The 12225-nt window shown below is 65.8% G+C and carries 7 protein-coding genes and 2 pseudogenes; 7 read left to right on the forward strand and 2 right to left on the reverse strand.

Features of this window, described 5'->3' with window-relative positions:
- Nucleotides 1-97: 97 nt before the first annotated feature.
- Nucleotides 98-1675 carry a 3,4-dehydroadipyl-CoA semialdehyde dehydrogenase gene (locus GPA27_RS26260; RefSeq protein ID WP_169143384.1) on the reverse strand — a complete coding sequence of 526 codons (1578 nt, stop codon included), beginning with the start codon at nucleotides 1673-1675 and terminating at the stop codon, nucleotides 98-100.
- 327 nt (nucleotides 1676-2002) lie between these two features.
- Between GPA27_RS26260 and GPA27_RS26265 the strand changes: the two genes are divergently transcribed.
- From GPA27_RS26265 to GPA27_RS26290, 6 genes are all read left to right on the forward strand, one after another.
- The gene (locus GPA27_RS26265; RefSeq protein WP_169143385.1) at nucleotides 2003-2905 is read left to right on the forward strand and encodes a helix-turn-helix transcriptional regulator; all 903 of its coding nucleotides are present in this window, start codon (nucleotides 2003-2005) and stop codon (nucleotides 2903-2905) included.
- Nucleotides 2906-2933: 28 nt separating this feature from the next.
- Nucleotides 2934-4601 (forward strand): 2,3-epoxybenzoyl-CoA dihydrolase, encoded by a 1668-nt coding sequence (gene boxC / locus GPA27_RS26270; protein WP_169143386.1) that lies wholly within the window; start codon nucleotides 2934-2936, stop codon nucleotides 4599-4601.
- A 166-nt stretch (nucleotides 4602-4767) separates the two neighbouring features.
- Nucleotides 4768-6189, forward strand: coding sequence for a benzoyl-CoA 2,3-epoxidase subunit BoxB (gene boxB / locus GPA27_RS26275; RefSeq protein ID WP_169143387.1), 1422 nt, complete (start codon nucleotides 4768-4770; stop codon nucleotides 6187-6189).
- Between the two features lie 256 nt (nucleotides 6190-6445).
- Entirely contained in the window at nucleotides 6446-7690 is a 1245-nt protein-coding gene (boxA, locus tag GPA27_RS26280) for a benzoyl-CoA 2,3-epoxidase subunit BoxA (RefSeq protein WP_169143388.1), read from the forward strand.
- 198 nt (nucleotides 7691-7888) lie between these two features.
- A complete protein-coding gene (gene pcaF, locus GPA27_RS26285; RefSeq protein ID WP_169143389.1) occupies nucleotides 7889-9097 on the forward strand; it encodes a 3-oxoadipyl-CoA thiolase in 1209 nt (402 codons plus the stop codon).
- Nucleotides 9098-9143: 46 nt separating this feature from the next.
- On the forward strand, nucleotides 9144-9725 hold the full coding sequence (locus GPA27_RS26290; RefSeq protein ID WP_169143390.1) for a hemerythrin domain-containing protein: 582 nt from the start codon (nucleotides 9144-9146) through the stop codon (nucleotides 9723-9725).
- Nucleotides 9726-9913: 188 nt separating this feature from the next.
- Here the strand turns inward: GPA27_RS26290 and GPA27_RS26295 are convergent.
- Nucleotides 9914-10093, reverse strand: a pseudogene (locus GPA27_RS26295) (transposase); the annotation flags it as partial.
- 710 nt (nucleotides 10094-10803) lie between these two features.
- Between GPA27_RS26295 and GPA27_RS26300 the strand changes: the two are divergent.
- Nucleotides 10804-12225 (forward strand): annotated as a pseudogene (locus GPA27_RS26300) (calcium-binding protein); the annotation flags it as partial.

Below are 12225 nucleotides of genomic sequence, written 5' to 3' on the forward strand. Positions count from 1 at the left end.
CGTTAAGGGCCTGGAATGGGTCGGGCTCCATGCTTCCGTCTTTCCGTTAAACTGGGGGGTTGGGGTCAGGGGGCGGGATGCGTATAGGTTTTATAGTTCATGCACCGAGCAGTGCGGCGTCGACTGCGTCACGCGACAGGGCGTCGAGCACGGCCGGACCGCCCTGCACGACGCAGCGGCGGTGGTACATCGCCAGCGCGCGCAGGCCGCCCAGTTCCTCGCCGCCGCCGGCGCGCCCGGGGCCGCCGTGCAGGCAGGTCGGCATCACGTTGCCGTGGCCGGTGTGGTTCGCGCCGACCGCGGCATCGACGACCATCACGCGGCCGTGCAGGTCGGCGATTGCCGGCACGAGCTCAGCGAGGAAGGCCGCGTCACCCGAATACACCGAGGCGACAAGCGAGCCGTGGCCGCGCCGCGCGATCGCGATCGCATCGGCGGTGCCGGCATAGGGGACGATGGTCGCGACCGGGCCGAAGACCTCGACGTCATGGACGAAGCGCGCGGCCAGACCCTTGTCGCAGAAGAGCAGCGTCGGCTGCACGAAGGCGGACACCGCGGCGTCGGCGCCGACCGGTTCGAAGTCCGGATCGCCGCCGAACACGACCTCGCATTCCTGCCGCAGCTTCGCCAGGCCCTCGAAGGCCGCGGCCTGCTGCGCCTTGCTCACCAGCGGGCCGACGCGCACGCCTTCGCTGCGCGGATCGCCGACCTTGCAGCCGGCGAGCTTGCCGGACACCGCATCGGCGAGCGCGCGCGCCGTGCCGGCGGGCGCCAGGATGCGACGGATCGCGGTGCATTTCTGGCCGGTCTTGATCGTCATCTCGCGCACGATCTCCTTCACCGCGAGATCGAACTCGGCCGTGCCGGGCTTGGCATCCGGGCCGAGGATCGCCGAGTTCACGCTGTCGGCCTCGATGTTGAGGCGCACCGAGCGCGCAACGACGTTCGGATGGGTGCGCATGCGCGCCGCCGTGTCCGCCGAGCCGGTGAAGGACACGACGTCGCATTCGGTGACGTGGTCGAGCAGGTCGCGGGCTCCGCCACACACGATGGAGATCGCGCCCGGCGGCAGGATGCCCGCTTCGACGACATCCGCGACCATGCGCTGGGCGAGCCACGCGGTCGGCGTCGCCGGCTTCACGAACACCGGCACGCCGGCGAGCAGCGCCGGCGCGGCCTTCTCCCACAGGCCCCAGGCCGGGAAGTTGAACGCGTTGATGAACACGGCAACGCCGGCGAGCGGCATCAGGAAGTGCTGGGCCTGGAAGACATCGGTCTTGGCCAGCGCCACGCGGCTGCCTTCCTTCAGGTGGCGCGCGGCGCCCAGCGCCTTGCCGGCGCGGGCGTAGCTCTTGACGGTGAAGATGGCGCCATCGACATCGAAGGCCGCATCGCCTTCGGTCGCACCGGAGTTGCGCAGCGAGATGTCGAAATATTCTGCACGTTTGGCCGTCAGCAACTCGGCGATCGCGCCCAGCTTCGCCGCACGCTCCTCGTAGGTGAGGGCCTTCAGTGCAGCGCCACCAACCGTGCGGGCGAACTCCAGTGCATGTGCGACGTCGACGCCGTCCGACGAAACCCGCACCAGCGCCTCGCCGGTGACGGGATCGTTCAGCGCCGTGCCTTCGCCCGCGCCTTCGATCCATTGCCCGTATACGTAATTGGCCAGCTTCACTGTTTGTCTCCTCTCTCTGTTGGGGCATCACGGTCTTGCGCCGGATGTCTGATGTTCTGGCGTCGCGCCCAAGGCGCAACGGGTGGAGATAGAATACACGCGCAAAATCCTTCGTCAAGCACTTTACTTCCACTTCACCTCAAAGATACTCCATAAAGCTGCAATTTTTGGCACAGCACCACCACTCCATCCATCCTATACTGGATGAAAACTGCAGCTTACTGCAGTGCACCACGAACAAAACTGCACTTTAGGTGTTGACGTGTCGATCTTGCTGCATTATTGTTCAACTCAACCGATGCAGTTCGCTGCAAGAAAGGAACCCCGATGAGCCTCGAACCCACTACCGAATCGCAGCAGGAAGCGCTTCCGGCGGCCGAACAGGTCACCGAGAGCAATATCCTGCCGACGCTCGGCAAGCGTGTCCGCGAGATCCGCGACCGCCGTGGCATGACGAGAAAGCTCGTGGCCCGCGAAGCCGGCGTGTCGGAACGCCACCTCGCCCACCTCGAAGGCGGCGACGGCAACGTGTCCATCGTCCTGCTGCACAACATCGCCCGCGCGCTCAACGTCTCGCTGATCGAGCTGCTCGCGCCGGAAACCGAGGACACCGTCGAGAAGCGCCTGATCCGTCGCTTCCTCGAGCGCCTGCCGCAGCATCGCCTGGAAGAGGTCGTATTCCGCCTGATGCGCGACTTCGGCCACGAGGAAGCCGTGCGCCGCAAGCGCATTGCACTGATCGGCCTGCGCGGCGCCGGCAAATCGACGCTGGGCAAGCGCCTCGCGCAGGAAGAAACGATGCCCTTCATCGAACTCGACCGCGAGATCGAGAAGGAAACCGGCATCCCGGGGCGCGAGATCTTCTCGCTGTACGGCCAGTCCGGTTACCGCCGCATCGAGAAGCGCACGCTGGAGCGCGTGCTGCGCGACAACCCGCGCGCGGTGATCTCCGTCGGCGGCGGCGTCGTGTCGCAGCCGGAGAGCTTCGAGATGCTGCTGTCGCAGTGCATGACCGTGTGGGTCAAGGCCCAGCCGGAAGAACACATGGCCCGCGTGATGGCCCAGGGCGACCTGCGGCCGATGGCGGGCAACGACGAGGCGATGGAGGACCTCAAGCGCATCCTCGAGGCGCGCCTGCCCCTCTACGCCAAGGCAGACACCGTGCTCGACACCACGGGCGAGACGGTGGACCAGAGTTTCATCAAGTTACGCCAGCTCGTCATGAGCTGAGCCACAAACAGAGAGAGAGGAGACAACCATGGAAGCAGTCGCGAACAAGCCCGCCGCAGAGCTGGTCGATTACCGTACCGAGCCGTCGAAATACCGCCACTGGTCGCTCGCGACCGACGGCGAGATCGCCACGCTGACGCTCAACATCGACGAGGACGGCGGCATCCGCCCGGGCTACAAGCTGAAGCTCAACTCGTACGACCTGGGCGTCGACATCGAGCTTCACGACGCCCTGCAGCGCGTTCGCTTCGAGCATCCGGAAGTGCGCACCGTCGTCGTCACCTCGGGCAAGCCGAAGATCTTCTGTTCCGGCGCCAACATCTACATGCTGGGCCTGTCGACCCACGCGTGGAAGGTGAACTTCTGCAAATTCACCAACGAGACGCGTAACGGCATCGAGGACTCCAGCCAGTACTCCGGCCTCAAGTTCCTCGCCGCATGCAACGGCACCACCGCCGGCGGCGGCTACGAGCTGGCGCTCGCCTGCGACGAGATCGTGCTGGTCGATGACCGCAATTCGTCGGTGTCGCTGCCCGAAGTGCCGCTGCTGGGCGTGCTGCCCGGCACCGGCGGCCTCACCCGCGTCACCGACAAGCGCCGCGTGCGCCGCGATCACGCCGACATATTCTGCACCATCTCCGAAGGCGTGCGCGGCAACCGCGCCAAGGACTGGCGCCTGGTCGACGACGTCGTCAAGCAGCAGCAGTTCGCCGAGCACATCGCGAACCGCGCGAAGGAACTCGCGAAGACCTCCGACCGCCCGGCCGGCGCCAAGGGCGTCGCGCTCACCCGCCTCGAACGCACCACCGACGCCACGGGCTACCACTACGAGTTCGTCGATGCGACGATCGACGCCAACGGCCGCACCGTGACGCTGACCGTGCGTGCGCCGTCCGCCGTCACCGCGAAGACCGCCGCCGAGATCGAAGCCCAGGGCATCAAGTGGTGGCCGCTGCAGATGGCACGCGAACTCGACGACGCGATCCTCAACCTGCGCACCAACCACCTCGACGTCGGCCTGTGGCAGCTGCGCACAGCCGGCGACGCCCAGGTCGTGCTCGACATCGACGCGACGATCGCCGCCAACAAGGACAACTGGTTCGTCCGCGAGACGATCGGCATGCTGCGTCGCACGCTGGCCCGCATTGACGTCTCGTCGCGCAGCCTGTACGCGCTGATCGAGCCGGGCTCCTGCTTCGCCGGCACGCTGCTCGAAGTCGCGCTCGCCGCCGACCGCAGCTACATGCGCGACGCGGCCGAAGCGAAGAACGTCATCGGCCTGTCGGCGATGAACTTCGGCGCCTTCCCGATGGTGAACGGCCTGTCGCGCATCGAAGCGCGCTTCTACCAGGAAGAAGGCCCGGTCGCCGCCGTCAAGGCCAGGGAAGGCAGCCTGCTGTCGCCCGCCGAGGCGATGGAACTGGGTCTCGTCACCGCGATCCCCGACGACCTCGACTGGGCCGACGAAGTGCGCATCGCCATCGAGGAACGCGCCGCGCTGTCGCCCGACGCGCTCACCGGCCTCGAAGCGAACCTGCGCTTCGGCCCCGTCGAGACGATGAACACGCGCATCTTCGGCCGCCTGTCGGCGTGGCAGAACTGGATCTTCAACCGCCCCAACGCGGTCGGCGAGAACGGCGCGCTGAAGCTCTTCGGCTCCGGCAAGAAGGCGCAGTTCGACTGGAACCGCGTGTAAGCACACACCCGAATCACTCCGCCGCCCCGCGCGGCAGGCCGTCCCGCTGCCGTTGCAGCCGGCGCCCTGGCGCGGCGCGGAGAAAGCAGCAAACGCGAGCAGCAATAACAGACCCGGCGAGCCGACGAGCCCCGGGCCGAGACGATAAATCCGGAGGAGTACAGAGATGATCAATTACAGCGAACGCATCCCCAACAACGTCAACCTCAACGAGAACAAGACGCTGCAGCGCGCCCTCGAACAGTGGCAGCCGTCCTTCCTGAACTGGTGGGACGACATGGGTCCGGAGAACTCGACCAACTACGACGTGTACCTGCGCACCGCGGTCAGCGTCGATCCCAAGGGTTGGGCCGACTTCGGCTACGTGAAGATGCACGACTACCGTTGGGGTATTTTCCTCGCGCCGCAGGAAGGCGAGAAGAAGATCACCTTCGGCGAGCACAAGGGCCAGGACGTGTGGCAGGAAGTGCCGGGCGAATACCGCTCGACCCTGCGCCGCATCATCGTCACCCAGGGCGACACCGAGCCGGCTTCGGTCGAGCAGCAGCGCCACCTCGGCCTGACCGCCCCGTCGCTGTACGACCTGCGCAACCTGTTCCAGGTGAACGTCGAGGAAGGCCGCCACCTGTGGGCGATGGTCTACCTCCTGCACGCGCACTTCGGCCGCGACGGCCGCGAGGAAGGCGAAGCCCTGCTCGAGCGCCGTTCGGGCGACGCGGACAACCCGCGCATCCTCACCGCGTTCAACGAGAAGACCCCCGACTGGCTGTCGTTCTTCATGTTCACCTTCATCACCGACCGTGACGGCAAGTACCAGCTCGCCTCGCTCGCCGAATCGGCGTTCGATCCGCTGGCGCGCACGTGCAAGTTCATGCTCACCGAGGAAGCGCACCACCTCTTCGTCGGCGAATCGGGCATCGCCCGCGTGATCCAGCGCACCTGCGAAGTGATGAAGGAACTCGGCACCGACGATCCCGCCAAGCTGCGCGCCGCCGGCGTCATCGACCTGCCGACGCTGCAGAAGTACCTCAACTTCCACTACAGCGTCACCAGCGACCTGTACGGCGCCGAAATCTCGTCGAACGCCGCGACCTACTACACGAACGGCCTCAAGGGCCGCTTCGAGGAAGAGAAGATCGCCGACGACCACACGCTGCAGAACTCGGAATACGAGGTCATGGATGTGGCCGGCGACAAGATCCTGACCCGCCACGTGCCCGCGCTGTCGGCGCTCAACGAGCGCCTGCGCGACGACTGGATCACCGACGTGCAGGCCGGTGTCGACCGCTGGAACCGCATCCCGGCCAAGTTCGGCTTCGGCTTCCGCTTCACGCTGCCGCACAAGGGCTTCCACCGCCGCATCGGCATGTTCGCCGGCTCGCACGTCAGCCCCGACGGCCGCCTGCTGTCGGAAGCCGAATGGACGCACCAGCACAGCAACTGGCTGCCGACCGAAAGCGACCGCCTGTACGTGCATTCGCTGATGGGCCGCTGCATCGAGCCGGGCAAGTTCGCCAACTGGATCGCAGCGCCGGGCCGTGGTATCAACAACCAGCCGGTCAACTTCGAGTACGTGCGCTTTAATTGAGCAAGAAGAAACGACAAGGCGGCATTAACAGGTCCCTCCCCCTTCAAGGGGGAGGACAGGAGGGGGATGGGTTTTGGTGCGGGCGGTCGACCTAGTCCGCGCACGCTGTCCGGAAACCCATCCCCACCCCGACCCGGGAGTCTTCGCTTCGCTCCGCCGCTCCGGCGGCACGGAGCGGTGCTCCGCGAAACCCCGCCTCCGCCCCCTTGAAGGAGAGGGAGCGGAGAACTCGCATCACCCGTGGAGAGAGACAACCATGAACGCGCCCGCAGAGCACGCCAACCTCGCCAGGCAACACCTCATCGACCCCGAGATCTGCATCCGCTGCAACACCTGCGAAGAGATCTGCCCGGTCGATGCGATCACCCACGACAGCCGCAATTACGTCGTCAAGTTCGAGACCTGCAACGGCTGCCTCGCCTGCATCTCGCCCTGTCCGACGGGCGCGATCGACTCATGGCGCAATGTCGACAAGGCCACGCCGCACAGCCTCGCCGACCAGTATTCCTGGGACTACCTGCCCGACACCACCGAACTCGACCAGCTCGAGGCGACGGTAATGGGCGCGGTCGAGCTCCCGGCCGAAGTGCAGCAGATCACCGAAGTCGCGACCGCCGGCCAGGGCGGCCCGGCGATGGCGCCGTGGTCCGCCTCGCACCCCTACGTGAATATCTACTCGCCGGCCGCCCCGGTCACCGCGACGGTCACCGGCAACTACCGCCTCACCGCCGAAGACGCCTCGAGCGACATCCACCACATCGTCCTCGACTTCGGCACCACCCCCTTCCCGGTGCTCGAAGGCCAGTCGATCGGCATCATCCCGCCCGGCACCGACGAAAAGGGCAAGCCGCACCTGCTGCGCATGTACTCCGTCGCCAGTCCGCGCGACGGCGAGCGCCCGCACTACAACAACCTGTCGCTGACGGTGAAGCGCGTCGTCGAGGACCACGAAGGCAAGCCGACCCGCGGCGTCGCATCGAACTACGTGTGCGACCTCAAGAAGGGCGACAAGGTGCAGGTCACCGGCCCCTACGGCGCGACCTACCTGATGCCCAACCACCCCGGTTCGTCGATCATGATGATCTGCACCGGCACCGGTTCCGCGCCGATGCGCGCGATGACCGAGCGCCGCCGCCGCCGCATGGACCGCAAGGAAGGCGGCGAGCTGGTGCTCTTCTTCGGCGCCCGCGCGCCCGAGGAACTACCCTACTTCGGGCCGCTGCAGAAGCTGCCGAAGGACTTCATCGACATCAGCTTCGCCTTCTCGCGCGTGCCCGGCGAACCCAAGCGCTACGTGCAGGACGCGATCCGCGAGCGCGCCGACAAGGTGTTCAAGATGCTGCAGGACGACAACTGCTACATCTACATCTGCGGCCTCAAGGGCATGGAAGCCGGCGTGCTGGAAGCCTTCCGCGACATCTGCCGCGCGAACGGCGCCGACTGGGACGCACTGCGCCCGCAGCTGCTTTCCAAGGCACGCTTCCACGTCGAGACGTACTGAGCACCACGAGCCGTAGGGCGGGAGCAGCCGAAGGCGTATCCCGCCAATCCGTCGCACAGATGGCGGGATGCACTTCGCTCCTTCCGCCCTACGCAAAGCGCGGCGCCTGACGCCGCCGGCCCGTTTGGCCCCACAATGGCACGCGGCGTGCCCGCCGAGAAGGCGCGCCCCCGACATAACGAGAGGAGACCCCCCGACATGCCCCGCCACGTCTATATCTGCGACGCCATCCGCACCCCCTTCGGCCGCTACGGCGGCACCCTCTCCGCCGTGCGCGCCGACGACCTCGCCGCGCTGCCGATCCGCGCCCTCGTCGCGCGCAACGCCGCCGTCGACTGGACCGCCGTCGATGATGTCATCTACGGCTGCGCCAACCAGGCCGGCGAGGACAACCGCAACGTCGCGCGCATGGCCGCGCTGCTCGCCGGCCTGCCGGTCGAAGTGCCCGGCACCACCGTCAACCGTCTGTGCGGCTCCAGTCTCGACGCGCTGGGCATGGCCACGCGCGCGATCGCCTCCGGCGAAGCCGAGCTGATGATCGCCGGCGGCGTCGAGAGCATGAGCCGCGCCCCCTTCGTGCTGGGCAAGGCCGACAGCGCCTTCTCGCGCAGCGCGAAGATCGAGGACACGACCATCGGCTGGCGCTTCGTGAACCCCCTGATGAAGGCGCAGTTCGGCATCGACTCGATGCCCGAGACCGCCGAGAACGTCGCGCAGGAATTCGGCGTCTCGCGTGCCGACCAGGACGCCTTCGCGCTGCGCAGCCAGCAGCGCTGGGCCGCCGCGAACGAGCGCGGCTTCTTCGCGCGCGAGATCCTGCCGGTCGAGATCGCGCGCAAGAAGGGCGATCCGCTGATCTTCGGCGCAGACGAACACCCGCGTCCCGACACCACGCTCGAAACGCTCGCGAAGCTCAAGGGCGTCGTGCGCCCGGACGGCAGCGTCACCGCCGGCAACGCCTCCGGCGTCAACGACGGCGCCTGCGCGCTGCTGCTCGCCTCCGAGGACGCCATGCGCCGCCACGGCCTGACGCCGCGCGCGCGCGTCCTCGGCTCCGCCGCCGCCGGCGTGTCGCCCCGCATCATGGGCATCGGCCCCGCACCGGCGACGCAGAAGCTCCTCGCGCGCCTGGGCATGAGCATCGGCCAGTTCGACACCATCGAACTCAACGAAGCCTTCGCCGCCCAGGGCCTCGCGGTGCTGCGCCAGCTCGGGCTGCCCGACGACGGCGAGCACGTGAACCCGAACGGCGGCGCGATCGCGATCGGCCATCCGCTCGGCGCCTCCGGCGCGCGCCTCGTGACCACCGCGCTCAACCAGCTCGAGACCACCGGCGGCCGCTTCGGCCTCGCAACCATGTGCATCGGCGTCGGCCAGGGCATCGCGCTCGCCTTCGAGCGCGTCTGAAAGACCCGCCTCACAACAACATGCTGCACCGGAGAGAGAGACGAACGTGAAACCGGAAGCCGTCCAGATCATCCGCGACGAGCACCTCGCGATCAGCGCGGTGCTGTACTCGCTGCGCTACCTCGTCAAGGGCATGCGCAAGGGCGAAGCGCCCAATTTCCCGCTGCTGCGCGCGATCCTCGACTACATCGTGTCCTACCCCGACCGCTGGCACCACCCGAAGGAGGACAAGTACCTGTTCTCCGCGGTGCAGCGGCGCACGCGCGAGGCCGACGGCCTCATCGGCCGCCTCGAGCGCGAGCACACGCTGGGCTACCCGATGGTCGAAGACCTCAAGAAGCAGCTCGTCGCCTTTCAGGGCGGCGACGCCAAGGCCGGCGAAGCCTTCTGCGACACGGCCGAACGCTATGCCGAGTTCGAATGGGAGCACCTGCGCACCGAGGAAGACGCCCTGATCCCGATCGCCGAACGCGTGCTGACGCCGGAGGACTGGGCCGAGATCGCCGCCGCCTTCCGCGAAAACGACAACCCGCTCTTCGGCATCAAGCCCAAGGACGAGGCCGAGACGCTGTACCAGCGCATCCTCAGCCTCACGCCGGCACCACTCGGTCTCGGCAAGGCGCAGTAACGCCCTCGTCGTTCACCCGGCACAAGGCGGGACGAACTCCCGCCCTCTCCACACCCCCTCCCCACGTGTGAACTAAGGAATCGCTGAAAAAATCGGTGTCGACGGGTGCCGGACTGGTCACGCGCGTGAGCCAGTGAAGAATTCTTCCACTCTTTGGCACTTTCTTGCCCGACGCGATGCGGTTCGGGAAACTTCAACAGCGCGTTCGCGTCCGGCGCCGCCTCTCGCGCCAGATCGATGCCGACGACGCTGCGGATCGCCTGACTGTCGTAGATCGCATCCTCGGTCCCTTCGTCTCGCAGGCCGAAGTACTGCTGCGCCACGTACATCCAGCGCATCCGTCCTACGCCAATGGGCGGGCGGCCACGGCCTTCGCCCTTCCGAATTATCTGCATGGCATTCCGCCACCAGACGGAGCTTCGCCACGAATCGTGGTCCGTGCCGATCTCCCGGATAGTCCGCAGCCATCGCGGTAGCCCGCACCGCACGAACCAGACCACGATCACAATCAGCGCCAATCCACGGGCAAATCATCCCATAGGCATTAGCATTCATTACCGCTTACCCGCTGACTGGTGGGTAGCGCAGCAAACCTGATCGCGCAGCGATAGTTCCGCCGAAATGCGTCAGCTTGCGCCTTTCGCATACGCCATCCGTGAATCTCATTGCGAATTATCTGCATGGCATTCCGCCACCAGACGGAGCTTCGCCACGAATCGTGGTCCGTGCCGATCTCCCGGATAGTCCGCAGCCATCGCGGTAGCCCGCACCGCACGAACCAGACCACGATCACAATCAGCGCCAATCCACGGGCAAATCATCCCATAGGCATTAGCATTCATTACCGCTTACCCGCTGACTGGTGGGTAGCGCAGCAAACCTGATCGCGCAGCGATAGTTCCGCCGAAATGCGTCAGCTTGCGCCTTTCGCATACGCCATCCGTGAATCTCATTGTCATTACTATCCCTTTTGCGTAACATCGCCCGCTTTGCAGCGACAAGAACGAATAGCAGAAAATGACTGTCGCATCGGACGCACAGCCCATTTAACTGTTTGTAAACACGGGAAAATCAATCCATGGCAATTCGGAACGGATCCAAGAAGAACGACACCCTTACCGGCGGCATCGGCGACGACCAGCTCTATGGCCGCCAGGGCAACGACATCCTCAGTGGTGGCGACGGCAATGACCTTTTGTTCGGTGAATCCGGCAACGACTCCCTCAGCGGTGGCGCGGGCAACGACTACCTCGACGGAGGCACGGGAAGCGACACGATGGCAGGCGGCTCCGGAAACGACATTTATATCGTCGACGGCACGACCGACATCGTCACCGAACTCGCAGGCGAAGGAACCGATACCGTTCAAAGCAGCGTCAGCTATACGCTCGGCAGCAACCTCGAAAACCTCGTACTGACCGGCGCCGGCAACCTGTCTGGCACGGGCAACGCGCTTGCGAATGAGCTGTACGGCAACGACGACAACAACACCCTGAACGGCCTGGCAGGCGCCGACACGATGGTTGGCGGTGACGGTGACGATACCTACGTGGTCGACAACGTTGGCGACGTCGTCATCGAGAACGCCGGCGAGGGCACCGACACGATCCAGGCGGCCACGAGCTACACGCTCGGCGCCAACGTCGAGAATCTGACGATCACCGGAAGTAACTTTGGAAGCTTCTCCGGCACCGGCAACGATCTCAACAACGTGCTGACGGCGAATGGTTATTTCACCAATGACACGCTCAATGGCGGAGTCGGCGCCGATACGATGTCCGGCGGATCGGGCAACGACACCTACCACGTGGACAACGCGGGCGACACGGTGATCGAGAGCGCCGGCCAAGGCACCGACAGCGTGATCAGTACCGTCGACCATACGCTGGCCGCAAACGTCGAGAACCTCACGCTGGTCGGAACGGGCCTGGTCGGGACGGGCAACGCGCTCGACAACACCTACACCATCAACAACACCGGCAACGCCATTGTCGAAGCGGCGGGTGGCGGAACCGACATGGTCGTCAGCAGTGTCAACTACACGCTGGATGCGAACGTCGAGAAGCTGACGCTGGTCGGAACGGGCCTGGTCGGCACCGGCAATGCGCTGGATAACACCTACATCATCAACAACTCCAGCAACGCCATTGTCGAAGCGGCGGGCGGCGGAACCGACACGGTCCTCAGCAGTGTCAGTTACACCCTGGGTGCGAACGTCGAGAACCTCACGATCACCGGAAGCAACTTTAGCTATTACTCCGGCACCGGCAACGATCTCGACAACGTGCTGACGGCGAATGGTTATTTCACCAATGACACGCTCAATGGCGGAGTCGGCGCCGATACGATGTCCGGCGGATCGGGCAACGACACCTACCACGTGGACAACGCGGGCGACACGGTGATCGAGAGCGCCGGCCAGGGCACCGACAGCGTGATCAGTACCGTCGACCATACGCTGGCCGCAAACGTCGAGAACCTGACGCTGGTCGGAACGGGC

The sequence above is a fragment of the Aromatoleum toluolicum genome, assembly GCF_012911005.2.
Classification (GTDB): domain Bacteria; phylum Pseudomonadota; class Gammaproteobacteria; order Burkholderiales; family Rhodocyclaceae; genus Aromatoleum; species Aromatoleum toluolicum.